General features: G+C 47.3%; 27 protein-coding genes. All 27 read left to right on the top strand.

Going from position 1 to position 26422, the window contains the following annotated elements; translation table 11 throughout:
• Nucleotides 1-39: 39 nt before the first annotated feature.
• The 27 genes from POF51_RS04425 (at nucleotide 40) to POF51_RS04295 (ending at nucleotide 26413) form a co-directional block, all read left to right on the top strand.
• Nucleotides 40-2112, top strand: coding sequence for a methyl-accepting chemotaxis protein (locus POF51_RS04425; RefSeq protein WP_069844657.1), 2073 nt, complete (start codon nucleotides 40-42; stop codon nucleotides 2110-2112).
• A 143-nt stretch (nucleotides 2113-2255) separates the two neighbouring features.
• Entirely contained in the window at nucleotides 2256-3440 is a 1185-nt protein-coding gene (locus tag POF51_RS04420) for a D-alanyl-D-alanine carboxypeptidase family protein (RefSeq protein WP_017248053.1), read from the top strand.
• A 147-nt stretch (nucleotides 3441-3587) separates the two neighbouring features.
• Nucleotides 3588-3938: an anti-sigma F factor antagonist gene (spoIIAA, locus tag POF51_RS04415; RefSeq protein ID WP_007724108.1), complete on the top strand. Its 351-nt coding sequence runs from the start codon at nucleotides 3588-3590 to the stop codon at nucleotides 3936-3938.
• Complete coding sequence (gene spoIIAB, locus POF51_RS04410; protein WP_007724107.1) at nucleotides 3938-4387, top strand: anti-sigma F factor; 450 nt, start codon at nucleotides 3938-3940, stop codon at nucleotides 4385-4387. Before spoIIAA ends, spoIIAB begins: the two co-directional genes overlap by 1 nt.
• Before the next feature lie 11 nt (nucleotides 4388-4398).
• Complete coding sequence (gene sigF, locus POF51_RS04405; protein WP_007724105.1) at nucleotides 4399-5154, top strand: RNA polymerase sporulation sigma factor SigF; 756 nt, start codon at nucleotides 4399-4401, stop codon at nucleotides 5152-5154.
• A 166-nt stretch (nucleotides 5155-5320) separates the two neighbouring features.
• A complete protein-coding gene (locus POF51_RS04400; RefSeq protein ID WP_017248055.1) occupies nucleotides 5321-5935 on the top strand; it encodes a stage V sporulation protein AA in 615 nt (204 codons plus the stop codon).
• A complete protein-coding gene (locus POF51_RS04395) occupies nucleotides 5932-6351 on the top strand; it encodes a stage V sporulation protein AB (protein ID WP_017248056.1) in 420 nt (139 codons plus the stop codon). Before POF51_RS04400 ends, POF51_RS04395 begins: the two co-directional genes overlap by 4 nt.
• 81 nt (nucleotides 6352-6432) lie before the next feature.
• On the top strand, nucleotides 6433-6918 hold the full coding sequence (gene spoVAC / locus POF51_RS04390) for a stage V sporulation protein AC (protein WP_017248057.1): 486 nt from the start codon (nucleotides 6433-6435) through the stop codon (nucleotides 6916-6918).
• A gap of 13 nt (nucleotides 6919-6931) precedes the next feature.
• Nucleotides 6932-7957 (top strand): stage V sporulation protein AD, encoded by a 1026-nt coding sequence (gene spoVAD / locus POF51_RS04385; RefSeq protein WP_271754062.1) that lies wholly within the window; start codon nucleotides 6932-6934, stop codon nucleotides 7955-7957.
• Nucleotides 7957-8307, top strand: coding sequence for a stage V sporulation protein AE (gene spoVAE, locus POF51_RS04380; RefSeq protein WP_007724093.1), 351 nt, complete (start codon nucleotides 7957-7959; stop codon nucleotides 8305-8307). The genes spoVAD and spoVAE overlap by 1 nt, the downstream gene beginning before the upstream one ends.
• Before the next feature lie 29 nt (nucleotides 8308-8336).
• A complete protein-coding gene (locus POF51_RS04375; RefSeq protein ID WP_069844659.1) occupies nucleotides 8337-8951 on the top strand; it encodes a stage V sporulation protein AE in 615 nt (204 codons plus the stop codon).
• Complete coding sequence (locus tag POF51_RS04370) at nucleotides 8905-10374, top strand: spore germination protein (protein ID WP_069844660.1); 1470 nt, start codon at nucleotides 8905-8907, stop codon at nucleotides 10372-10374. The genes POF51_RS04375 and POF51_RS04370 overlap by 47 nt, the downstream gene beginning before the upstream one ends.
• A 179-nt stretch (nucleotides 10375-10553) precedes the next feature.
• Nucleotides 10554-11876, top strand: a complete 1323-nt coding sequence (gene lysA / locus POF51_RS04365) for a diaminopimelate decarboxylase (protein WP_069844661.1) — start codon at nucleotides 10554-10556, stop codon at nucleotides 11874-11876.
• Nucleotides 11877-12000: 124 nt separating this feature from the next.
• Nucleotides 12001-14274 (top strand): GGDEF domain-containing protein, encoded by a 2274-nt coding sequence (locus tag POF51_RS04360; protein ID WP_106834784.1) that lies wholly within the window; start codon nucleotides 12001-12003, stop codon nucleotides 14272-14274.
• Between the two features lie 67 nt (nucleotides 14275-14341).
• A complete protein-coding gene (locus POF51_RS04355; RefSeq protein ID WP_069844663.1) occupies nucleotides 14342-14773 on the top strand; it encodes a peptidylprolyl isomerase in 432 nt (143 codons plus the stop codon).
• A 180-nt stretch (nucleotides 14774-14953) separates the two neighbouring features.
• On the top strand, nucleotides 14954-15622 hold the full coding sequence (locus tag POF51_RS04350) for a site-2 protease family protein (protein WP_017248064.1): 669 nt from the start codon (nucleotides 14954-14956) through the stop codon (nucleotides 15620-15622).
• 19 nt (nucleotides 15623-15641) lie between these two features.
• Nucleotides 15642-16406: a segregation/condensation protein A gene (locus POF51_RS04345; protein WP_069844664.1), complete on the top strand. Its 765-nt coding sequence runs from the start codon at nucleotides 15642-15644 to the stop codon at nucleotides 16404-16406.
• On the top strand, nucleotides 16396-16980 hold the full coding sequence (scpB, locus tag POF51_RS04340) for an SMC-Scp complex subunit ScpB (RefSeq protein ID WP_017248066.1): 585 nt from the start codon (nucleotides 16396-16398) through the stop codon (nucleotides 16978-16980). Before POF51_RS04345 ends, scpB begins: the two co-directional genes overlap by 11 nt.
• A 144-nt stretch (nucleotides 16981-17124) precedes the next feature.
• A complete protein-coding gene (locus POF51_RS04335) occupies nucleotides 17125-18294 on the top strand; it encodes a D-alanyl-D-alanine carboxypeptidase family protein (RefSeq protein WP_271754061.1) in 1170 nt (389 codons plus the stop codon).
• The gene (locus POF51_RS04330; RefSeq protein WP_069844666.1) at nucleotides 18287-18877 is read left to right on the top strand and encodes a nucleoside recognition domain-containing protein; all 591 of its coding nucleotides are present in this window, start codon (nucleotides 18287-18289) and stop codon (nucleotides 18875-18877) included. The genes POF51_RS04335 and POF51_RS04330 overlap by 8 nt, the downstream gene beginning before the upstream one ends.
• A gap of 11 nt (nucleotides 18878-18888) precedes the next feature.
• Nucleotides 18889-19422 carry a spore maturation protein gene (locus POF51_RS04325; protein ID WP_007724050.1) on the top strand — a complete coding sequence of 178 codons (534 nt, stop codon included), beginning with the start codon at nucleotides 18889-18891 and terminating at the stop codon, nucleotides 19420-19422.
• A gap of 115 nt (nucleotides 19423-19537) precedes the next feature.
• Nucleotides 19538-20287, top strand: a complete 750-nt coding sequence (locus POF51_RS04320) for a pseudouridine synthase (RefSeq protein ID WP_069844667.1) — start codon at nucleotides 19538-19540, stop codon at nucleotides 20285-20287.
• A gap of 108 nt (nucleotides 20288-20395) precedes the next feature.
• A complete protein-coding gene (resA, locus tag POF51_RS04315) occupies nucleotides 20396-20920 on the top strand; it encodes a thiol-disulfide oxidoreductase ResA (protein ID WP_069844668.1) in 525 nt (174 codons plus the stop codon).
• Between the two features lie 13 nt (nucleotides 20921-20933).
• A complete protein-coding gene (gene resB, locus POF51_RS04310) occupies nucleotides 20934-22568 on the top strand; it encodes a cytochrome c biogenesis protein ResB (protein WP_069844669.1) in 1635 nt (544 codons plus the stop codon).
• 24 nt (nucleotides 22569-22592) lie between these two features.
• The gene (gene ccsB, locus POF51_RS04305; protein ID WP_069844670.1) at nucleotides 22593-23822 is read left to right on the top strand and encodes a c-type cytochrome biogenesis protein CcsB; all 1230 of its coding nucleotides are present in this window, start codon (nucleotides 22593-22595) and stop codon (nucleotides 23820-23822) included.
• Nucleotides 23823-23910: 88 nt separating this feature from the next.
• Complete coding sequence (locus tag POF51_RS04300) at nucleotides 23911-24627, top strand: response regulator transcription factor (RefSeq protein WP_012686105.1); 717 nt, start codon at nucleotides 23911-23913, stop codon at nucleotides 24625-24627.
• Between the two features lies 1 nt (nucleotide 24628).
• Entirely contained in the window at nucleotides 24629-26413 is a 1785-nt protein-coding gene (locus POF51_RS04295; protein WP_271754054.1) for an ATP-binding protein, read from the top strand.
• Nucleotides 26414-26422 lie beyond the last annotated feature (9 nt).

Below are 26422 nucleotides of genomic sequence, written 5' to 3'. Positions count from 1 at the left end.
CACTGGAAAATTGTAGTAGCGATAAAGGGGGCAAGTAGCATGAGTAAATTTTTGTCGCCACGATGGAACAAGAAGGAGGGAATTTCGAATCTCTTAAAAAAAGTAAATTTGACTAGCCAAGTAGCAACGGAAAAGCTAAAAGGCTCTCTTGCTACAAAGATGATTGTGTTTGGCCTAATTCTTGTACTTATTATTATCGGTTCTTTGCAATACATAGCCCTTTCCTTCTCGAAATCAACGCTGTTCAGCATTACCTCTAACCAGGCGAAAATGCTGGCTGACCAGCATGCAAATAGCATAGAAGATGACATAAAAGCAATTGTGAACTCCACGAAATCGGCGGCAACCAAACGTGTGATGATGACAGAGCTACAGCCGCTTATCATGGAGCAGTTTACTCTATTGCGCCAGGCACATAAAGAAGTATCCCGAATCTATTTGATCGACACGGCTACCGGGAAATCCCTGTATTCCTTGACCGGGACCAATGAGATTGACTTCAAGCAAAAGCAATACTTCCAAAGAGCACTAACTACGAAATCCTTGGTCATTTCTGATGAAGAAATCGTTGAAGGCAGCAACAAGAGTTTTCTTTATATTGCGACACCCATAGGGGAAAAGACAGATGATACGAGCCGATTGTTCGTTGTTGGGTTTACGATTGACCAAATGATTCAAAAAATTCCTGAGATCTCTTTCATGGAGAATGGCTACGCATTTGTCGTTCGACAAGATGGTTTGGTTGTAGCTCATCAAAATCCGAATAACAACAACAAGCTCGTGCTAGCTGGTGACAAAGATTATGAAGAGATGCTTGCCCTGATGCAGTATGAGACAAGCAATAGCTTATTGTACTCGGATCATGGTATTGATTCATTTGCAGCTTTTGCACCAATACCGATGTTGAAATGGAATGTAGTTTTGTCCACGGGAACCGACGAGGTGTATGGTGAGGTGGACGGAATGTGGCTATACTTCGTGCTCTTCAGCTTGCCGATCATCGGACTCTCGGTTTGGGCGATCTGGTGGTTTGCGAAGCGGATTCGACTTTCCTTGTTCGCGATAGCCCGAGATATGGATCAAATCGGCGCCGGACATTTTAATATCAACGTAAAAGTAAACGGCAATGACGAGCTGGCTATGGTTGGGCGCAAAATGAATGAGATGGCGGCTGAACTTCGCAAGCTGATTGCCCTTGTACAGGGACAAGCTACACAACTGAACGTAGCGACAGATGAGCTGACTCTATTTGCGCAAGAGAACAAAGGAGCCATTAACGTCATTACGGATAATATTTCAACGATTGCCCAACGCGTTTCTACACAGACAAACGAAGTGCAAGCGACGGCCAATACCGTCTCGGAAATATCGGAAGGCGTTGAACAGGTGGCTGTGGCTGCCGAATCAACATCGGTTGCTACGACCCGTACGTTTGAGAGAGCGCAAGGCGGAATGGAATTAGTGGGGAACGTAATCAATACGGTAAGACGTGCCACTAGTGAGGTAGAACGTACTGCTGGGCAAATGCACAATCTTCGTGATCGTGCTCGTGAAATTACGAGTATCGTCGAAATGATTACGAGTATTGCATCGCAGACGAATTTGTTGGCGCTGAATGCAGCCATTGAAGCTGCCCGTGCTGGAGATGCTGGACGAGGCTTCTCGGTTGTAGCCAGCGAGGTTCGCAAGCTCGCAGAGGAAAGCAGCTCCTTCTCTGAGCGTATTGCTGCTATTGCCCATTCGATCAATGATGAGGCAATGGATATGAGCAAGCATATGGACGAGATCGTTACCATGGTGAGTGGAGGCTTGCAGTCTGTAGAGTCTGTCGGTACTGCTTTCCAAAATATCGTGGCAGAGATTCAATCGGCCGCAGAGCAAAGCGAATCGATGACGGCGACCTCGGAAGAGATGGCCGCAGGTAATCAGGTTGTGACGAACTCCATGCAGCGTCTCGCCACCATGTCGGATGAAATTAGTGATTCCATCTCAGGTGTGGTAGAGACAGTGGATGAACAATTGAATTCGATTGCACGCATTAATGAAAACGTAGAACAATTGAAAAAAATGGCGGACGAGTTAACTCAAAATGTGAGCCGATTCGTCATTTAAGAAAGTGTCCCTTCTGCGAGTAGTGGAAGGGATTTTTTTGTGTAACCGGATGACTTTCGAGAAGATAATCTTGCCGTTTTTGTGTGAATATTTTCCTTTCATGATGGTGAGAATAAAACCATGAATGGAGGGAAGAGACTGCTATGAAACGGAATGGATACCTCGCTCTATGCTTCGTTATGTGCTTTACCATCTTTTCTCCGATGGCTGTTGCCAAAGAAAAGGCTGGACAGCAAAAGGGTGACAATCATTTTGCCCCACTAGCTTCATCCGCAGTGATGATTGAAGCGGATACGGGAACAGTCTTGTATGAAAAGAACGCCAATGAAAAAATGCCACCCGCCAGTATCACCAAAGTTATGACCATGCTTTTGATCATGGAAGCGGTGGAGCGGGGAGAGCTTAAGCTTACCGATAAGGTTCGAACAAGTGAAAGAGCAGCATCAATGGGCGGGTCGCAAATTTTTCTACAGCCCGGTGAAGAAATGACGGTAGAGGACATGTTGAAAGGGATTGCGATTGCTTCTGGGAATGATGCCTCTGTAGCGATGGCTGAGCACTTGGCTGGGACAGAAGAGAGTTTTGTCGCGCGAATGAATGAACGAGCACAGCAGCTCGGTATGAAAAATACGCATTTTGTCAACTCCAATGGACTTCCAGCCGCGAATCACTTCTCTTCGGCAGCAGATATTGCGATCATGTCACGTGAGCTCTTAAAGCACGATGGCATCACGAAGTTCACCGGTACGTATCAAGACTATTTGCGGAAAGATACAGAGAGCCCCTTCTGGCTTGTGAATACGAACAAGCTGGTGCGTTTTTATGAAGGGGTGGACGGTTTGAAAACAGGGTACACAGGCGAAGCGAAATACTGTTTAACAGCGACTGCCAAACGCAACAACATGCGTGTCATTGCAGTCGTCATGGGTGAGCCTGATGTAAAAACGCGTAACAATGAGGTTTCGACCATGTTCAATTACGCATTCACACACTTTCAGGTGATGCCGATGTACAAAAAGGGAGAAGCTGTGCGCGCACTCGTTGTAGATAAAGGTCAGAAACCGCAAATCAATGCGGTGACACCACATGCGGTTAGTTTGTTGATGAAAAAAGGAGAATCGGCCGATACCTTCCAGAAGGAAATTGTCATCAATGAGGCGGTTCACGCACCTATAGCAAAAGACCAAGTAATTGGCCACATTTTCATCCGAACGAAAGATGGCAAGGAAGTAAACCGAATCGATCTGTTCCCAGAAGATCAGGTAGATAAAGCCAACATGTGGGAGATTCTCAAGCGAACCACCAAGAGCGTTTTGATTAGCTACTGACAGACAGCATGAGCGCGAAAAGAATCGAGTTGCCCCGAATGGAATGGCGCGGCTGCTCGATTTTTTTGTTCTTTTGTCGTCTGGCAGGAATTGGTTTCGCCGAGGAAGAAAGAGAGTTTCTATCAAGGGAGAAGGAGTGTGTCAGCTATGAGTTTACGAGTCGCGATGGAGACACGGCAGGATGTGCTGGTGATCCGTTTGCAGGGTGAGCTGGATCATCATACGGCAGAGGAGTTGCGCAAGAAGGCGGATGATCTTTTGCGTACCTCTACTATACGCCATATTGTGCTGAGTCTGGCTGATTTGACGTTTATGGACAGCTCTGGTATCGGGGTTATTTTGGGAAGATACAAGCAGATTTCTGCCCGATCTGGAGAAATGTATGTCTGCTCGATCAATCCTACGATCTATCGAATATTTGAGATGTCCGGGTTATTCAAGGTGATCAAGTTTCGCGAAAACGAAGCGGATGCTTTGCATGTTCTGGGGGTGGCGTAATGATGGTACAACGTAACTTTATGTCAGTGTCGTTTGCAGCATTGAGCCAAAATGAAGCATTCGCACGTGTAGCAGTCGCAGCCTTCATTTCTCAACTCGATATTACGATGGACGAGCTGGAAGAAATCAAAACCGTTATATCCGAGGCTGTTACCAATGCCATTATTCATGGTTATGACGAAAATCCAGAGGGTGTGGTACAGATCTCTGTGCGAATTCAAGAGGACAGTATTGATCTGATTGTAGAAGACAATGGACGTGGAATAGAGGATGTGGAGCAAGCTATGCAGCCACTCTATACGACGAAACCGGAGCTTGAGCGCTCTGGGATGGGCTTTACGATTATGGAGAATTTCATGGATTCTTTGGAAGTGGCAACGGTTGTGGGTAAGGGAACAACTGTGCGCCTCACCAAACGCCTAGCGTTTGCCAAAGCCTTGCAAAATTAGGGGTAGTGCCTATGGGTGCCGATATCAAAAACGCGAGTCAACCATTTCTGACCAATGACCAAGTAAAAGAGCTAATCGCCAAAAGCCAAGCTGGCGACACTGAGGCACGAGAGCTTTTAGTCAACAGCAATATTCGGCTGGTCTGGTCCGTCGTCCAGCGCTTTATCAACCGTGGATACGAAGCGGATGATTTGTTTCAGATCGGTTGTATTGGCCTTTTGAAAGCTGTAGACAAGTTTGATCTCTCCTATGATGTTCGATTCTCAACCTATGCTGTGCCGATGATTATCGGAGAAATTCAACGCTTCTTACGTGATGACGGTACAGTCAAGGTAAGTCGATCACTCAAAGAAACAGCCAATAAGGTACGACGAACAAAGGATGAGCTGTACAAGCAATTCGGTCGCGCACCCACGATTGCTGAGGTTGCGGACGCGGTGGGGATTACGCCAGAAGAAGTCGTGTTTGCGCAAGAAGCGAATCGGGCACCTTCTTCCATCCATGAAACGGTTTTTGAAAATGACGGGGACCCCATTACTTTGATCGATCAGATTGCGGATGAAGGGGTCAACAAATGGTTTGAAAAAATTGCGCTCAAGGATGCGATCAGTCGATTGAGCGAGCGGGAACAACTCATTGTCTACCTGCGCTACTACAAGGATCAGACGCAGTCAGAAGTAGCGGAGAGGCTGGGAATCTCGCAAGTACAGGTATCGCGCCTCGAGAAGCGCATTTTGCAAACGATCAAAGAGCAAATTGAGCATTAACAGATGCAAACACTCCGGTCACTACGTGGCTGGGGTGTTTTGTTTTGTGAAAAACATCTCGATGTTTTTCATTAAACAGAACGATCATTTCCGTTTATTTGCATGGGTTTTGTGGCGCGGCACATACTAGCGAATAATCAGGTATGTGATGGAAGGGGAAGGTACCATGAATGACGCGTTGTTTCTGCGCCTGAGAAAGCGATTGGCCATACAGCCACAAGCTATGATTACGCTTGGGGACATTTGCCAGCTTTACTGGGATGGAGAGCGCGAGGAAGCGTTAAAGCGGATGCCCATTTACCAGACGAAGCCAACGGATGGCAATTTGATCATTATCGATATTATGCAGGTGATTAAAAGATTGCGTTCTGTCTATCCTGACGTGGAACTGGACGTCCAGGGTGCACCCCAAATCATTGTGGAAGTACTCAATCCACGTAAGAAATCGAATCCGATTTTAGTGGCATTGGTGTGGCTTCTGTTGTTCATTGGCTCAGGATTGGCGATCATGAATTTCCATACGGATGTCAGCATGATGCAGGTTCACGAACGAATCTACTATTTGATTACAGGTGAAAAAAGCCATCAGCCTTTGTGGATGCAAATCCCATACTCTATCGGAATCGGCTTGGGGATGATTCTGTTTTTCAATCATATCTTTCAGAAAAAAATCAACGAGGAACCTAGTCCGCTTGAAGTGGAATTGTTTATGTATCAGCAAAGCCTGGATCAATACTACATACAAAATGAAAACAAGGAAAACCAACGGACGAAGAAATGAGCGTCATCAAGTGCTTGTTGCTTATTTTGATCGGGCTGGGTGGTGGGCTTGCAGTAGGGAGCGGGCTGGTCGCGTTTATTACCGTTCTGGACATCATTCCGAGGTTGACACAATTAACGAATGCTCATCGGTATATCCGCTCGCTGGAATGGGCTCTGGTGGCCGGAGCGCTTTTTTTTACGTTTATTGATTTTTTTCATTGGGGTGTTCAATTGCCCGTTATCGTTTCTTCGCTTTACGGGATCTTTGCGGGGATATTTGTGGGGACACTCGCTGCAGGCTTAACTGAGGTACTGAACGTCTTTCCGATATTAGCAAAGCGAATCCACATGGACGGCAGTCTTCTTTTTCTGTTGATGGCAGTGGTGCTGGGGAAAGTGACAGGTTCCTTATTGCAATGGTTGCTCCATCTGTGAAATGGTAAATACCACTATTCATAGGCATCTTTAGAAAAAGGAAGGATATAGGAAGAAAGCTTACAAAGGGAGTGAAAGGGCATGGCAACCAAAACAAAATCCAAAAACCCCGGATCGATGCAGATGACCAAACAACTGTATCAACAGCAGGCTTCCAAGTTCCAGCCCAAACGAAATGTTCTGCTTAACTCGTTTCGTGCTTTCTGGGTAGGAGGGACCATATGTTTGTTGGGTCAGGCCATTCAAAATATGTATATTACCTTCTTCGGATTTACGGAGAAAACGGCAAGCAATCCAACCGTTGCGACACTCATCTTTTTATCCGTTTTGCTGACAGGTTTAGGTGTGTATGACAATATCGGGCAGTATGCTGGAGCCGGATCAGCCGTGCCTGTTACAGGCTTTGCCAACTCGATCGCTTCTGCTGCCATTGAACATCGGAGCGAAGGGTTTGTGCTTGGCGTTGGGGGAAATATGTTTAAGCTCGCTGGTTCGGTCATTGTTTTTGGGGTTGTTGCTGCTTTCGTTGCAGGAATATTAAAGAGCCTGATCAACATGTTTTTCTAAGGGAGGGCTGTCAGTGTCAAACAATCTACCTGTGAAACGAGTCAATCGGCAAACCTGGCACTTTGATCAAAATGTTCGCCTGCAAAGCTCGGCAGTTGCTGTGGGACCAAAAGAAGGAGAAGGGCCGCTGGCGCACTTGTTTGATAAGATCCACGATGATATGTATGCAGGCCAACAAACGTGGGAAGACGCCGAACGCCAGTTGATGGAGGATGCAGTCAACACCTTGTTGCAAAAGGCGGGGATCACGGGCAAGGATGTGGATATCATTCTTGCGGGTGATCTGTTGAATCAAAACATCACCACCAACTTTACAGCAGAAAAGTTGACGATTCCGCTTTTGGGCATGTACGGCGCTTGTTCTACCTCAATGCTTACACTGGCAAATGCGGCGGCTTTGGTAAACGCAGGCTATGCAAACAAGGCGATTGCTGCTTGCAGTAGCCATAATGCTACAGCAGAAAGGCAGTATCGTTATCCTACGGAATACGGAGGCCAGAAGCCGCCAAGCGCTCAGTGGACAGTGACAGGAGCTGGCGCGGGATTGGTCGGGATAGGGGGAAATGGTCCGCGCATTACGTATGCGACGATGGGGAAAGTAGTGGACATGGGGATTAAAGACCCGTTTGATATGGGGACGGCCATGGCGCCAGCAGCTGCTTCGACGATTCAGACGCATTTTCAAGATACGGGGCGCTCTCCACAGTCCTATGATTTGATCGTGACTGGTGACCTGGCAGCTGTCGGGTATCCGATTTTAAAGGAGCTCATGCTGACAGAAGGATACGACATGGATCAAGTCTACAATGATTGCGGATTGATGATATACTCCCCCGATCAGGATGTATTTGCAGGCGGGAGCGGTTGTGCCAGCAGTGCAGTAGTCACTTATAGCTACATATTGGATCAGCTCAACCGTGGGTTACTGAAAAACGTGTTGGTCTGCGCCACGGGAGCACTATTAAGCCCAGTAAGCACTCAGCAGGGCAATTCGATACCGTGCATCGCCCATGCGGTTGCACTTGAGGGAGGAAAATGATGGAGTACCTGATTGCTTTTGTCGTAGGGGGATTGGTTTGTGTAGTGGGTCAACTCCTTCTGGATGTTGGCAAGCTAACGCCTGCTCATGTCATGAGTACGCTGGTCGTGGCAGGAGTTTTTCTCGATTTTATCGGCGTATATGACAAGTTTATTGATTTCGCTGGCGCAGGAGCGACTGTACCGATTACGAGCTTCGGTCATTCTTTGTATCACGGAGCCATCAGCGAGGCCGAACAACATGGGTTGATCGGTGTGGCAACGGGGATTTTTGAGGTCACGAGTGCGGGTATATCGGCCGCGATTGCATTTGGATTTTTTGCCTCACTCATCTTTAAACCCAAAGGGTAAGTCCAGGCAGTAAAAGGCGGTGACCCAGCATGGACACAGTACGCCGGAAAGTCATATTGGTGACAGACGGAGATCATATTGCCCAAAAAGTTATCGAGAATGTCGCCAAGCAATTTGGGGGGCGATGTATATCACTGTCTGCCGGGAATCCGACTCCATTACGAGGCAATCAGATGGTCGAACTCATTAAAATGACACCGTATGATCCTGTCATCGTCATGTTCGATGACAACGGAGATTACGGCAAGGGTAGAGGGGAACGAGCACTCGAATACGTGGTGAAGCATCCTGATATCGAAGTAATCGGTGCAATTGCAGTAGCCTCGAATACACACTGGGTCAAGGGTGCGACAGTCGCTTATTCTGTAAACAACCAAGGACAAATTGTAGATGAAGCGGTGGACAAGGACGGGTACGCAGACGAGCAACTTCAGCATCATATTTATGGAGATACCGTAGACATCTTGAATTCCCTGCATGTACCAAATGTCATCGGCATTGGAGATATAGGCAAAATGGAAGGTAGGGATAGTTTGCAAAACGGTTGTCCCATCACAACGAGAGCGGTGCAATGGATAATGGAAAGGAGCGGCGCTCATGGCACAGGTCACGGAAAAACGGCATCCCATCTCGACTTATCTTGAAGAGAATCAGAGGTATTTGAACGACAGACTCGGTGTTGGTAAGAGTTTTGATATTGGGGTCCATGATTTTTATGTGGGTCATACACGAATGTTGTTGTATTACATAAATGGCTTCGCAGAAAGCTTACTGATTTCGCAGGTCATGCGTGAGCTGAACGATGTGCGTGAACGGGATATGGCTGATAACGCTTTCGACCAGTTGTTTCATAAGTTCATCCCTTTCTTCCAGCTCAGCAAAGTGGAAACGACAGACGAATTTATGGATAAATTGCTCGTCGGTCAGGTAGGGCTTATTATCGACCGATCTCCTCACGCCATTATCCTCGATGCGAAAATCTTGCCGAATCGCACACCGCAAGAGCCAGATACGGAACGAATCGTCCGCGGCGCGCATGACGGCTTTACAGAAGTGCTCGTAACCAATACAGCTCTTACGCGTAGAAGGATTCGTGATGAACGGCTCCGATTTGAAATCATGCAGATTGGGGAGCGTACCAAGACAGACGTTGCGGTTGCCTACTTGCATGATGTAGCGAATGAAGAGCTGGTCCATACGTTAAAGGAGCGTCTACAAAACATCCAGATTGACGGGATACCGATGGCAGAAAAAACCGTCGAAGAATTTATCATTGGAAAGACTTTGAACCCTTTTCCGTTAGTACGGTATACAGAGCGACCCGATGTGGCTGCTGTACATCTATTGGAAGGTCACGTACTGATTTATGTGGATACTTCGCCGAGTGTTATGATCACACCCGCCACTTATTTTCATCATGTACAGCATGCGGAGGAGTATCGACAAACACCGGTAATCGGTGCTTATCTGCGCTGGGTTCGTTTTTTGGGAATCTTTGCTTCTGTTTTTGTTTTGCCGACCTGGTTGCTTTTGGTCATGCACCCTTCCATGATACCGGAGCCACTTCACTTCCTGGGGATCAAAAAGATGGGGAGCATTCCTATTTTGGCACAATTCGTGATCGCTGAGGTTGGACTGGACTTGATGCGGATGGCCGCCATTCATACGCCAGCGCCCCTCTCGATTGCCGTAGGTTTATTGGCCGCGATTCTGGTCGGGGATGTGGCGATAAAGGTAGGACTCCTCGCACCCGAGGTTATCTTGTATCTGGCAGTGGCGGCAATCGGGATGTATGCAACTCCCAGTTATGAGTTGAGCTTGGCCAATCGACTGATTCGTTTGTTTCTCATTCTCATGGTGGGCTTTTTCTCTACACCGGGACTGATGATCGGACTTACGATCATTCTGATTTTCTTGGCTTCCTCCCGTTCGCTCAATACACCTTACTTATGGCCGTTCATTCCATTCAACTACAAAGGGATGAAGGATATTGTGGTACGGCTGGCTGTGCCAAGGAAAAACAACAGGCCGAGTATCGTTCGCGCGCAAAATTCCTCTCGGCAATAATATTCTGAAAACGGTTGACTTCACCCATTGTCAAACGCACAACCTTGTAGTAAATTGTAGGGAAGCCTTACGAACAAAAGTTTCTGTATGGCAACTGACGCTCCTCGTTGGTTGCCTTTCTCTATAACAGGTTGTCTATATACATCATCGGTGCGAATGAATTGGGGAGGAAACGAAACATGTACTTACACGGGACAAGTCGAGTGAATGAACAAGGAAACTTGGAAATCGGAGGCTGTGATACGACACAGTTAGCTGCTACTTACGGAACACCTTTATATGTGTATGACGAACAACAAATTCGCACCAAATGCCGGGATTTTGTCAATGCGTTTCACAATACGGGTTTTTCCTTCCAGGTTGCTTACGCGAGCAAAGCTTTTTGCACGATGGCGATGTGCAAGTTGGTTGAAGAGGAAGGCTTGTCACTCGATGTAGTATCTGGCGGCGAATTGTATACGGCTCTGCAAGCTGGATTCCCCGTAGAACGCATCCATTTTCATGGCAACAACAAATCTCGTGATGAGTTAATCATGGCACTAGAGGCCAAAATTGGCTGTTTCGTTGTGGACAACTTTTATGAGTTGCACATCTTGGCGCAATTGGCCGAAGAGCGGAACGAAAAAGTCTCCGTTCTCTTGCGTGTCACACCGGGTGTAGAAGCTCATACGCATGAATACATTTCTACAGGACAGATCGACTCCAAGTTTGGCTTTGACGTGCAAAACGGTCAGGCTCTTGAGGCGATTCAATTCTCTCACGAAAGCAATCATCTCCATTTATTAGGAGTTCATAGCCATATTGGTTCACAAATTTTTGAAACAGAAGGCTTCCTCGTCGCTGTCAAACGATTGACAGAACTGTTGGGCGAAGCAAAAGGAAAGCTTGGATTCCTTCCAGAAGTACTGAATGTAGGAGGCGGCTTCGGTATTCGGTATGTAGAAGGCGATACACCACAGCCAGCGGACACGTATATCAAAGCCATTACAGATATCGTTCGCCAAGAGCTCACAGCGCTTGCGATTCCTCTACCTGAGATCTGGATCGAGCCAGGTCGGAGTATTGTAGGGGATGCAGGGACAACCTTGTACCGAATTGGATCGCAAAAGAACATTCCAAATGTCCGAAAATATATTGCGGTCGATGGTGGCATGACAGACAATCTGCGACCAGCTTTATACGATGCAGAATATGAAGCAGCGATTGCGAACAAAATGAATGCACCTGCTACCGAGATGGTTTCCATTGCAGGGAAGTGCTGTGAGTCAGGTGATATGCTTATCTGGGATGTAAGGCTGCCAGAAGCGCAGGCGGGCGATATTCTCGCAGTCCCAAGCACAGGTGCATATGGATATTCGATGGCGAACAACTACAACCGAATTGCTCGTCCTGCTGTTGTATTTGTAAAGGACGGAGAAGCAGAAGTGGTCGTACGACGCGAAACGTACGCAGAAGTAGTTGGTCACGATGTTTTGCCAAAACGCGCGCAGCTTATGCGCTAAACTTCATAAAAAATGCACAAACCTTCCCGATCGTTTGGGAAGGTTTTGTATTTCCTTCATCTCCCATTCATGATTGCTTAATGTTTGCTCGGCATAATGGAAGGGTGAGGGGGAGCGATTCATCATGTTGTCGACTCTTATGAAGCGGTTTCGACGAATACCCTATATTTCATTGGACAAACGCCAATGGATGAAGGCGATGATTCGGCAAGAGGTGGAGAGAGAGAAGAAAGTCGTCCTGTTTTATATAGATATCGTCAAGCTGACAGAGGTAGAGCATCGCTACGGCGATACGAGTGCCAAGAGAGTTCTTCATATATTTGAAAGCATTTTGCCGGCTGTAGCTCGTCAAGCATTTGAAATCAAAGGGAGAATCATCGCGATTCAAAAGCTGTGGGGCGATGATTTTGCGATCTACACTTCCTTTTCGAAAATGATGAGTGAGGAAGACTGTCAAATGCTCTCGATTCATTTTCAGGAGTTGGCTGAACGACAGTTAAATCGACAAGTGAGCTTCGTTAATCGTGAGGAGCTTCGTGTCCATATCGGCTATGCGGAAATCATCGGAGAAGATATCGTGAAAGAGATGTATACCTCTGTCAAACATGCTGTTCATATGGCCAAATATGGGATTACCTCCGAAAAATATACGCACATCAGACAATTTCACAAGCTGCTTGCAGAAGAAAATGTTCAGATGCACTTCATGCCGATCATTCATTTGCCAAATGGCGAAGCTTTAGGATGGGAGGCATTGGCGCGAGGGCCGGTCAACAGCCTCTTTGCAACTCCTACTGCTCTGTTTAATTATGCGCAAGAGACGGATACGGTGTTTCGTTTGGAGCATATATGTCGCAAGCGAGCATTGGAGCATATACGCTACCTGAAGCCACATGAAAAATTGTTTATCAATTTGGATCCACGGGCGATTGACGATCCGTTTCTGCTACGTGGCAAAGTGCAGATGCTTTTGGCAGAGTATGAGCTGACGCCACAAAACATTGTTTTTGAAATTACAGAGCGCCACGCGATTACGAATTACGCTGCTTTTCGAAAAATCATCGAGGAATACCGCAAGCAGGGCTATATGATTGCCGTAGATGATGCGGGTGCAGGGTATTCCAGCTTGGAATCGATTACAGAAATTTACCCAGACTTTATTAAGCTTGATATGTCATTGATCCGCAATATTGATGTCGATCCGATTAAGCAGGCGTTGTTGGAGACGTTTGTATCCTTTGCTGACAAGGTAAACTGCAAAATCATAGCAGAAGGGATCGAGACGGAGCGTGAGCTGGAAACGCTCATGGACGTCGGTGTCATCTATGGACAGGGTTACTATTTAGGTAAGCCGGACAAAGGGATGGCGCAGCTATGTGGAACGGCTATGAACTTTCTGCGGTTTACGATGGAAAAGCGGATTGAGCAAGAAGCAGAACCAGTGCTGCCCACACCGGCTATGACGGAAATCTTGGCGAAGACAATCAGTGTTGAAAAACACGTGAAAGTAAGACGCATCCATGAGATTTTCGAACAGAATCAGCGGATTGAAAGCGTGGTAGTGCTAGAGAACGGAATACCGGTTGGACTTGTCATGCGGTTTTCCCTGTATCAAATTCTCGGTGGTCAATACGGAATCGCGCTGTATTATGAAAGATCCGTTTCTCAAATCATGAATACGAACCCGCTCAAAGCTACCAAAGACGACAAGTTGGATGAGGTAGCGAAGCGTGCGATGGCCAGAGATGCTTATCATTTGTATGATGTGGTCATTATTATTGATGAGAATGGCGAGTACATCGGTATCGTTACCGTGCAGAAGCTGTTGGACAAAATGGCTTCCATTAAACTCGAGATGGCGAGCTCTGCCAATCCGCTGACTGGATTGCCGGGGAATGTGCAGATTGAAAGGGAATTGAATCAACGGCTGAAACGGAATGATCATCAGGTGGTCATCTACTGTGATCTCGACCGTTTCAAATGGTTTAACGACCGCTACGGGTTTGAAGTGGGGGATCAGATTATCGTTCGAACCGCAAACTTGTTGCGGGAAGCCTCGAAATGGTACGGAAGCGGGTCTGACTTCATTGGGCATATTGGTGGAGATGATTTTATCCTGATTACGACAGCACAATGTGCGAATGATGTCGTCTTGTTTATCATGGATGCTTTTACGCCGTATTTTTCGGACATTTATGAAAAGCGCAGAATGGGGGACGGTCAGGAGCTCTCGATGTCGATGGCAGGTGTCGTCCTCTATGCAGGGAAGTACACCAGTGCGAAACAAGTTGCAGAGAAGGCAGCGTACGTGAAAATGGTGGCAAAGGCGAAGGCGGGAACTGTTTTTATTACCGACTGTGAGTTGCCTGGCGAAGAGCAGATCCGCATCGAGGGATAAATTGGACGTCAATCGATCTCCATGGTAGAATGGGTACGTTAACTTTACAAGGTATGGAGGTCAACATATGAAAAAGGCGCTCATCACCATGGAAAATGGTAACCAAATCGAGCTGGAGCTGTTCGATCAAGAAGCTCCGGGAACAGTAGCAAACTTTGAAAAATTGATTAACGAAGGCTTCTACAACGGTCTGTCCTTCCACCGCGTTATCCCTGGCTTCGTAGCACAAGGCGGTTGCCCTTATGGAACAGGTACAGGCGGTCCAGGTTACACAATCAAATGTGAAACAAAAGGAAACCCACACAAGCATCTGCGCGGATACCTGTCCATGGCACACGCAGGAAAAGACACAGGCGGAAGCCAATTCTTCATCTTGTATGATGCTTTCCCTCACCTCGATGGCGTACATACAGTATTTGGTCGCGTCACTACCGGTATGGAACACGTTGATGCAATCAAACAAGGCGATAAAATGGGTACAGTAAAAGTAGGCGAATAAAAGTTTCATGAACACCGATGAGGGAAACCTTGTCGGTGTTTTTTCGTCAGGATGCATGCTGGGTCAAGCTGGAATGGGGTTGTAAGCCTATCTATCTGCTGGTATGCTAGAAGATAGACGATTTTTATCTGGGGTTGTTCAAAAAGATGACTTTTTGAACTCGCATGATTGGAGGAAGCAATGGATCTTTTTCATTTTGATTGGAAAACGGTACCGTTTCGTTTGATTGCGTTCGTTATCGCTTTCACTTTGCATGAATGGGCACATGCCTTTGTCGCCTGGAAGCTGGGTGACAATACGGCGAAATCGGAGGGCCGCTTAACATTAAATCCAATCCCGCATATTGATCCGTTTGGTTTGATTCTCATTCTGTTTGGTCCATTTGGTTGGGCGAGACCAGTGCCGATCAACCCGCTGCATTTCCGTGGGAACAAGCGATTAGGGATTGTTTACGTTTCATTTGCAGGTCCATTAATTAACCTGATACTCGCGGTATTGTTTTACATGGTGTATTTCGTAGTAATTAATTCCGGAGTACTAGTAGGAATGCAAGAAAAAGTGGCTTATGCAATTGATCTGACACTACGATTTTCTGTTTTGATCAATACAGCTCTTTTTATCTTCAACCTTTTGCCGATTCCGCCATTGGACGGCTACAAAATACTGCGATTTTTGTCTCCACGGAGTTGGGATGGAAAGTTTTACAATTATGAGGTCTACGGGCCGTGGATTCTCCTATTACTGATCTTTATTCCGGGGGTTAGCACAATCATTTTTGGTATTCCCCATGGGATTGCACTAGCATGGGTTCAACAAATTGGAAATAGTATCTTAAGCGTGTTCATCTAACGGAAACGAGGGACGTCTTTTGGCTTACAGCATCAAACTTGATTCTTTTGAGGGACCACTCGATCTGTTGCTCCATCTGATCGACAAGGCAGAGGTGGACATCTACGACATACCGATAGCGGAAATTACGGAGCAATACCTCGCGACGATTGACAAGATGCAAGAGCTCCAACTGGATGTGGCCAGTGAGTTCGTAGTCATGGCGGCTACGCTCCTCTCTATTAAAAGCAAGATGCTGTTACCCAAAAAGGAGGAGCATGTCTTTCAGCAGTTCCTCGATATGGATGTAGACGAGATAGACCCGCGTGAAGAGCTGGTTGCGCGTCTGTTGGAGTACAAGCGTTATAAGATGCTCGCCGGGAACTTGCGAGAAATGGAGATCGGTCGTAATCAAGTTTTTACGCGTCCCGCAGAGAATTTGTCTCCTTATGCGCGTGAAGAGGATCATACCGTAACGAATGTGACCCTCTACGATTTGATCAACGCGCTGGAAAAGCTGGTGAAGAAATCGAAAGAAAAAGAACCGATGACCAGGGTGTCGCGCGACGAAATCTCCATCAAGGATCGGATGACGGAGATACGCCAAGCGGTACGTAGCGGTGGGATGGTTCGCTTTTCTGAGTTGTTTTCCCAAGGTGCGACGCGCACAGAGATTGTAACTACCTTTCTCGCCTTGCTTGAGCTCATGAAGGCTAAGCACATTACGTGTGTACAAAATCAATTGTTCCAAGACATCATCATATGTGAAAACGGAACGGAAGGAGCCCATACCGATGGACTATGACAAGCTGAAAGGCGTAATCGAGGGCTTGCTGTTCATCTCGGGTGATGAAGGAATCGATGCCAAAGAAATCAGTGAAATCACTGAGGTGTCGGAAGAAGAGGTCATCGACTTGATCGAAGACATGAAAGCTGACTTCCGCCGGGCAGGACGCGGTATTCAAATCGTGGAAGTGGCAAAAGCGTATCAGCTGACCACTCTGCCCGAGCATGTGCCCTATTTTGAACGGCTAGCAACATCGCCGGGTCAGTCAACGCTATCCCAAGCAGCATTGGAGACTCTCGCCATTGTTGCGTACAAGCAGCCCCTGACCCGCTCGGAGATTGAAGAAATCCGTGGCGTGAAATGCGAAAAAGCACTGAACACCCTCTTATCCAAACATCTCATTCGCGAAGCGGGGAGAGCAGAGGGGATCGGACGCCCCATTTTGTACGCGACCACCAAAGAATTTTTAGAGCACTTTGGATTAAGGGAACTGGGGGATTTGCCAGAACCGCCTGTCAATCTAGATATCGAAGAAGCGCGACTGGAAGCATCAGCGCTATTCGGAAAATCAGAAGAACCGACAAACGACTAGTTACAGCCCGGACAGTTTTTCGTACTATCATACGACTCGTCCCCATATACTATGGTACAAACCTGTGTATCGTGGTATAACGATAGCTTTTCTCTTGCCTAATAGGCAGGGGTGAGCCCAAGTTTTCAAATGGGGAGGACTTTTATGAGCATACGAAAATATCTGTCCGGCGTACTCGTCGTTTTTCTTTTTATACAGATGGCTCTTACGCCGGCAGCGATGGTAAAAGCTGCTGCAGCTCCACCTAGCTTGTCAGCTGAAGGTGCAGCACTAGTCGATGTAGAGAGTGGACGGATTCTTTATTCCAAAAACGGTACGAAAAAAATGAGGATTGCCAGTCTGACCAAAACAATGACAGCAATCGTAGCGATCGAGATGGGCAAATTGGATGCACAGGTAACAGTCCCCCCACAAGCAGTAGGCGTGGAAGGCTCATCGATCTACTTGAAAAATGGAGAAAAGCTCACGCTCGAAGAACTGCTGTACGGTTTGATGCTGCGATCTGGTAATGACGCAGCCGTCACCATTGCAACGCACATCGGAGGGTCAGTGCCTGGATTCACTTACTTGATGAATGAAAAAGCTGCGATGATTGGAATGGAGCATACGAATTTCACCAATCCGCATGGGTTAGATGACAGTAACCAGCATTACTCCACTGCGGAAGATATGGCAAAGCTGTCCGCCTACGCCTTACATAATCCGGTGTTTCGTCAAATCGTTTCTACGAAAGTCAAGGATATTTCATGGGAAGGCGAACAGTGGGACCGGCGTCTACTCAACAAAAACAAGATGCTTCACCTATACAACGGTGCTGATGGTGTGAAAACGGGATACACAAAACTCGCGAAGCGTTGCCTAGCTTCCTCTGCCACACGGGATGGAAGGCAGCTGGCGACGATTACTCTGAATGCTTCTGATGACTGGAACGACTCCGCCAAGCTGATGGACTGGGGCTTTGCGAATTATCCGCTACAAGAGCTGGTCAAGAAAGGGCAGGAGGTAAAGCCTGACACACCAGTCACACTTGAAGCAGGAACTCATCTTGTCACAACAAACGCTTTTCAATATCCGTTGCAAACGGCAGAGGCAGAGGGGATTCACAAGCGTGTCGTTATGGCCGAATCAACGGTTACACCGAAGATGAATGGCCAACTGGCAGGGTTTCTTCAACTCTATTTAAAGGAGAAGATGATTGGACAGGTTCCGTTGCTAGTTAGTGTGGATGCGCCGACTTTCGCAGCTCCGCAGGCTTCACGCTCAATGTGGCAGCCATTTTGGGACATAGTGTCAGGGGGGCTGTGGAGTGCTTAATGTCATTTGGCTCGGGCTCATTGTCATTAGCATTGTCGTTGCGGCCATGACAGGACGGATGGAAGCGATCAACGCAGCAGCGTTTGAGGGAGCCAAAACGGGAGTAACCGTTAGTCTCGGTCTTCTCAGTGTTCTCGCCTTTTGGATGGGAATGATGCGGATTGCTGAAAAGTCAGGACTCCTTGAGCTATTGGCGCGGGTATTGTCACCGATCATCCAAGCCCTTTTTCCCGATGTACCAAAAGGGCATCCTGCTATGGGATATATCCTCTCAAATATGAGTGCAAACCTACTCGGGCTGGGTAATGCAGCAACTCCAATGGGGCTGAAAGCCATGGAAGAGCTCCAAAAGCTAAATCTAGACAAGCAAAACGCTTCGCCTGCCATGTGTACGTTGCTGGCGATTAATACGGCGAGCATTACGATTATTCCGACGACGATGATCGCGATTCGCATGCAGTATGGCTCCGTGAATCCGGTAGAAATCGTAGGCACTACGCTGTTATCTTCCTTTGCTGCCACCATTGTCGCCCTGTTGATTGATCGCATGTATCGTTATCGGCATATACGAAGACATAGATAGGGGGAGTCCTTATGTACCAATGGGTATCCCTGCTCTCTCTTTGGGCCATTCCCGTTACGATTGCCTTTGTCTTGTTGTATGGGTGGCGGAAACAAGTCCCCGTCTACGAGACATTTGTAGATGGAGCAAAAGGGGGCTTAACCACTACGATTCGCATACTCCCACATCTGATTGCCATGATGGTCGCGGTAAGTATGTTTCGGGAGTCAGGAGCATTGGATCTACTGCTTCGCGCACTCAAACCGCTTCTTGACCTGTTGCATTTTCCGGAAGAACTGGTCCCGTTGGCATTGCTCCGTCCGTTGACGGGAACAGGCTCACTTGCGATTGCAACAGATCTGATCGCGCAGTACGGTCCCGATTCTTTTTTAGGCAGACTGGCAGCTACCATGCAAGGGAGCACAGATACGACACTGTATGTCCTAACCGTTTACTTTGGCGCAGTTGGCATTCGCAATTCTGCTTATGCGCTAAAGGTAGGCTTGTGGTCGGACCTGGCTGGTGTCATCTTCTCGCTGCTCATTGTCTCCTACATATTCGCTTAAAAAGAGTTCAAATAGCGTAGGCAGTGAAAACTTCCTCATGGATATGGGGAAGTTTTTCCCTTTTTCTTGTCCACACTAGTAAGAATGGGTATGATGTTGTAGAGGTGAACCAACGATGGAACGTTTACAGAAAGTATTGGCGCATGCTGGAGTCGCCTCTCGTCGCCATTGTGAAGAATTGATTGCGCAAGGCAAGGTGCAGGTAAATGGCCAAGTCGTACGAGAGCAGGGAATAAAAGTCGATCCGCTCAAAGATAAAATTGTGGTGAATGGACAGCAGGTTAGGCTGGAGCAACATGTCTATCTCTTGCTGTACAAGCCTACTGGTGTCATTACGAGCGTCACAGACCCGCGCGGCAGACGGGTAGTGATCGATCTGTTGAAGGGAATTAAAGAACGGGTATATCCAGTAGGTCGCTTGGATTACGATACTTCTGGCTTGCTGCTCTTGACAAACGACGGGGAGCTAGCCAACAGGTTAGCACATCCAAGCTATGAAATCGACAAAGTGTATCGGGCATGGGTAAAGGGAATCCCTAGTCAGGACAAAGTGAGCAAGCTAGCAACCGGCATTCGTTTGGAAGACGGCATGACTTCTCCTGGTCAGTCCAAATTGTTGAAGACAGAGTCTAGCAGCCAAAGGGCATTGGTAGAACTGACCATCCATGAAGGACGAAACCGTCAAGTACGCAGAATGTGTGAGGCGATCGGTCATCCGGTGTTGACATTGGAGCGAATCCGTTTAGGCTTTCTCACATTAGATGGACTAAAGCCGGGTGAATTTCGCAAGCTCACTCATGAGGAAGTGGAGAGCTTGAAGCGGGGATTGGTTCAAAAGAAACGCAGCCTGCGGTCGAAACATTGATTCGTTCAAAATCTGTTCATAAGTTGTGCGCTGTCGGAAAAACTAGGAACGCTATAATAGAATGGGAAAAGGATGCAATTTATTAGCAGTAGATGGGAGTATGGCGTCATGAACAAAAGCAATCGTACATATGTCAGGATCGCGGTATTGGGTGTTTTGCTTGTAGCGCTGGTCTTTGCACTCTATTCCAGCTTTGTGAAGGACCCCGGTGCTGTGAAAGTAGGAAGCGATGCTCCGAATTTTAGTTTGGAGCAACTGAATGGACCAGAGCTGACTCTGGAAAGTTTGAAAGGAAAGGGCGTTATCCTCAATTTCTGGGGCACGTGGTGTGAACCCTGTAAGAAAGAAATGCCGGCATTGCAACAGCAATACACGAAGTTTAAAGACAAGGGATTGGTTGTAGTCGGAGTCAATATCGGAGAATCGCCAGTTGCCGTAGAACCATTCGTCAAGCAGTTCGGGATTGACTTCCCTATTTTGCTCGATCGCCAATCGCAAATTACCAAGCTGTATCGAATCGGTCCGATTCCAACGACCTTTTTCATCGACCCAGATGGAGAAGTGCAAGAAATCTTTATCGGGCAGTTAGATGAAGCGATGATTGAGTCGAAAATAACAAAAATCTTGCCGTAAGTGAGGAGCAACGATGGATCAGAGAAAATGCGAATGCGGTCATACCAACCCGGTTGGGACGCTGCTCTGTGAGTCTTGCGGGAAGCCTTTGAATGTGGAAGTCCACGAGCAGACATCGTTTCCTGACATGCGTTATGAAGGAATGGCAAGACGTTCTCAAACGAATAAGACGAAGGTAATCGATCGAGTCTGGAACTTTTTTTCTTCGGTCAAAATTGCAATCGGTATCATTATTGTCATTTTGGTGGCGTCCGCAGTCGGAACCATCTTTCCGCAACAAATGTACATACCGGTTCCCGTACCGACTGAAGCAGATGTTGCCCGTTTTTATACGGAAACATATGGAACACTAGGAACGATTTTCTACGGCCTTGGATTTCACAATATGTATTCGTCCTGGTGGTTTGTGACGCTTCTGGTTATGCTCGGTACGTCTTTGGTTATCTGTAGTTTGGACCGCGTAGTACCACTGTATAAAGCGTTAAAGAAGCCAAGATTGAACCAGCACAAGTCCTTTTTGAAAGGGCAAAAGCTGTTTGCAGAGGGTGAGCTTGCACCAGAAGCTAATCAGGAAGCGATACTGGACGCCTCCGCTCTGGCCTTGAAAGAAAAAGGATACCGCATTTTCCGCACGGAACGAGCGATTATGGCTGAAAAAGGCCGTTTTAGCCGTTGGGGTCCTTACATTAATCACATTGGATTGATCTTGTTTTTGGTCGGTACCCTGATGCGAAGCCTGCCTGGCTTTTACTTGGACGAGTACGTCTGGGTGCGTGAGGGACAAACAATGGCGATTCCGAATACCCCTTATTACATAAAAAACGAGAACTACACGACAGAGTATTGGTCGGAAGAAGAAATGCCGGAGCAACTGGAGCTTAAGGGCGGAGCCATCGTGAAGAGCTACAAGACAGAGGCCATTTTGTATGAAAATAAAAGCGCTGACGTTCCAGGGAAAAAGCCGGATTTGGTAGAAGTACAGAAGGGGCCGATCGTCGTGAATCATCCGATGGAGCAGGACAGCCTCTACATTTATCAGAGCGGCGTGCAAGAGATGCAGCTTGGAGCGCTCAATTTTACAGTGGTCGATTTGAAAAACAACAAAAAAGAGATCGGCCTCATCAAAATTGATCTGTACAATCCACAGCCCGAGCAAACCATTGCGGATGGTTTCACGGTACGGATATTGGATTACTTCCCCGATTTTATAATGGGAAAAGACGGGAAGCCGGCGACGAAAACCAATTTGCCTAAAAATCCGATGGTGGCATTGGAACTCATTGGAGAGAATGGCAATTATAACGAAAAACTGGTTTATCTAGAAGGAACCATTCTTACACAGAAAAATGATCCGCGTTACGGACTCGAAATCAAAATGCCTGATTTAATCGATATTGCAGGGCTGAATGTACGAGTGGACAAAGCATTGCCACTGATTTATTTCGGTTCATTCATTTTCCTTGCGGGCGTTGCAATCGGTGTGTTCTGGCAACATCGTCGGGTTTGGGTACAGACGCAAGAGGGAAGTATCATGGTAGCAGCTCACACGAATAAAAACTGGTTCGGTCTTCGCCGAGAAGTAGTTGGGCTGGTTAAACAAGCGGAGCTCCCTGTCACGATAGAAGATAAAACGAAGGCCAAGGCCTAAAGCTTCAAAGGGGGTACAAACAACGTGCAGCTCATTCAACTGAGTGACTGGTTACTGGATGTCGCGTTTCTGCTCTACGTCATCTCGTCTATCGTCTTCGCTGTAGCCGTGACGGGTAAAAACTGGGCAGGGCGGGATCCCAAACAACATGAGGAGCGCTATGGACGGATTGCGTATTGGTTAGCCGTTATCGGTTTTGTGGCGCAAACAGGGTATGTGATGGCTCGCTGGATTGCCGGCGGCCATAGCCCGACGAGTAACATGTTTGAGTTTATGGCATTCTTGGATTACTGTATTATCTTGGCCTACTTAATTATTTACCGGATCTACAAGCTGACCTCGATTGGAGCGTTCGTCCTTCCGCTTGGGGTTATCATGCTCGCGTACTCGTACGTGTTCCCGAAGGAAATCACTCCATTGATTCCGTCTTTGCAGAGCTACTGGCTGCATATTCACGTGACGACTGCTGCACTGGGTGAAGGGATTTTGGCAGTTGGTTTTGCAGCGGGTCTGATGTATTTGATCCGTACCGTTCCGCAGCATATTTCGACGAAAAGTACGAAATGGTTGGAGATCGTGCTAGCTGTGGTCTTGATGCTCGTTGGATTCATTTTGATGGATTCTTCTTTTGCTCGGATGGATCAAAAGACGGTATTTGAGATGAAGAAAGAAGAAATGAATGCAGCAGGACAGATGGTAAAACCGAAAGTGGAGTACATTCTGCCTGCAATTGTTGCACCTGCTGATTCAACCATCATCAAGGAAGGTTCAATTTCACCACTCTTTGAGGCACCTACCTGGATGGAAGGAAAAGACGCCGCACGTAAATTGAACACGATGCTGTGGTCAGTCCTTACAGGGGGAATTCTGTATGGAGGATTGCGCTTGATTTTCCGAAAACGATTAGGGGCTGCTATCAAGCCTTCCGTTGAGAGTGTTGATCCTGAACTTCTGGACGAGATCAGTTATCGAGCAATCAGTATCGGATATCCGGTGTTTACCCTCGGGGCCCTTATCTTTGCCATGATTTGGGCAGAAGAGGCATGGGGACGATTCTGGGGCTGGGACCCGAAGGAAGTATGGGCATTAATTGTCTGGCTCTTCTACAGTGCCTACTTGCACTTGCGTCTATCCAGAGGATGGATCGGTGCAAAATCAGCATGGATGTCCGTCATCGGGTTTGTCATTATTTTGATTACACTGGTCGTGGTCAACTTGGTCATTGCTGGTTTACACTCCTACGCTGGGGTGTAAAATTTCCTCAAAAAGCTGGTTTTACCACCAGCTTTTTGGACTATCTTCTAACGGTTTTACGATATTATGAGAGCAAGAGGTGTTTCAGATGGAAAAAATGGCACGTATTCTCGTAGTGGATGATGAAGAGCGCATTCGCAGACTTCTGAAAATGTACTTGGAAAGAGAAAACTTCCTGATTGATGAAGCAGACAATGGAGAGCAAGCAGTCGAAATGGCTGTGGGAAGTGACTATGATATCATCTTGCTCGACCTGATGCTGCCAGGAATGGACGGGATCGAGGTATGCCAGCGTGTTCGTGAATTCAAGGCAACCCCAATTATTATGCTGACAGCAAAAGGGGAAGAAACGAACCGCGTTCACGGGTTTGAGGCAGGGGTAGACGATTATGTCGTGAAACCGTTCAGCCCGCGTGAGGTCATGTACCGGGTAAAAGCGATTCTGCGTCGATCTTCCGCGACAGCTTATTTGAAGACAGAGACATTCAACAGTCATTCTGTCCTTGTTTTCCCGGAATTGACCATTGACCACGATGCACACAAAGTCATCGCAAGTGGCCAAGAGGTGAGCCTGACTCCAAAAGAGTATGAGCTGTTGCACTACCTGGCATTGTCGCCGGATAAAGTGTTTACGCGTGAAGAATTGTTAAAAGATGTGTGGCACTACGAGTTCTTTGGCGATTTGCGCACGGTGGACACGCATATCAAGCGTCTCCGCGAAAAATTGAACCGTGTTTCTCCGCAAGCTGCGAATATGATCGCCACGGTTTGGGGCGTCGGATACAAACTAGAGGTGCCTAAGTAAAGTGGACGTTATTTTTCGCAGTGTAGTCGGAAAGCTATGGATGACCATTATTGCCTTATTTGCTCTCGTCTTGACGATCTTCAGTTTGTTACTCGTTCAATCCTTTGACAGCTTTTATAGCAATCGGCAGTCCAAGAATTTGCACGATCTGGCAGATGGCATCGCAATCGGTTTGGCGCAGAGTTCGGATATGACAGCAGCTATGGAGATGGCTTCCAGGTTTGGCTTGGTCCATCATACAGGCATGGTCATTCTCGATGAAAAAGGTAAGCAAGTCGGTATGAGCGAAGGGGCTGGACTCCCTCGTATTCCAGTAGAGCAATTGCTCCAAAATCCTGCCTTGCGTTTGCCTGATGCGCTGGCAGGTAAGCATCCTGCTCCCAAAACGATTTATATTAATGTGGAGAATTCTGCTGATCACACGAACAACAAGCATGAAATGCTTGCGGTCGCTGTGCCTTTAGAAATGGCAGCAGGGAAAACGGGCGCAGTGGTCATGTATCAGGCGATTGAAGATTTTGATGATACGGTTAGTGAAGTCAGATTTTTAATCTTTGTGGTTGGCGTCATCGGATTCGTCTCGACCACTGTATTCGCCTTTTTCCTCTCATCGCGTCTTACGATTCCATTACGTCAGATGAAAGAAACGGCGCATCGCATAGCGGAAGGGGACTTTCATGCTGAGATCCCGATTAGGACCCAGGACGAAACAGGTGAACTGGCGGCTTCGTTTAACACGATGGCAAGCAAGCTCAATCAGTTAGTCGATGCCCTGTCCAAAGAAAAGGAGCAGTTGGCGAGTGTCCTTAGAAGCATGGTAGATGGTGTTGTGATGATAGATGCGAACGGCAAGCTGGCCGTAACGAATCCTCCAGCAGAACGATTCCTGCGAGATTGGGATTTTGAGCATTTGGATGAGCCGGTGCCGCTGTTCTCATTCTATCAGCAGGTTTTGCAAACGGGACAGGAAGTGACAGAGGATATCCCTGTTCAAGGGCGGATATGGTCCGTTGTCATGGTACCTTTGAATGATCGGGATCAAATCCGTGGAGCTGTCGCAGTTCTTCGGGACATCACGCAGGAACGAAAGCTAGATAAAATGCGTAATGATTTTGTGGCTAACGTATCCCATGAGCTGCGAACACCTCTATCCATGTTGCAAGGGTACAGTGAAGCGATTGTGGACGATATCGTGGCTACACCGGAAGAGCATAAAGAATTGGCGCAGATCATCTATGACGAGTCAGCGCGTATGACCAAGCTGGTGAATGAATTGCTCAGCTTGGCACGGATGGAAGCGGGGCATGTTGAATTGTTCCAGGAGACGATGGAACTGCGTCCGTATTTGGAGCGCATTCAACGTAAATTCACCAATTTGGCGAGAGAACGCGAAATCCATCTCTTCCTCGAAATATCGACGACGCATACGCATGTGCTCATGGATCCTGATCGCATGGAGCAAGTGCTAACGAACTTGATCGATAACGCACTGCGACATACGCCAAGTGGAGGAAGCGTCACCATTCGTGCTCGCGGAGATAAAACGTTGCTGGTTGAGATAAGCGATACAGGCAGTGGCATTCCGCAAGAAGATTTGCCGTTTGTTTTTGAGCGATTCTATAAAGCAGACAAGGCTCGTACACGTGGACGACTAGGTGGAACTGGTCTTGGACTAGCCATCGCGAAAAACCTTGTCGAGGCACACGGGGGCACCATCAGTGTGCAAAGTAAACTGGGTGAGGGAACGACTTTTACAATCGCCATGATGCTGCATAAAAACAAATAGGAGTGTAGA

The sequence above is a fragment of the Brevibacillus sp. AG genome (genome assembly GCF_028369215.1).
Lineage (GTDB): Bacteria > Bacillota > Bacilli > Brevibacillales > Brevibacillaceae > Brevibacillus > Brevibacillus porteri.
This window is presented reverse-complemented; position numbering and strand designations above follow the sequence as displayed.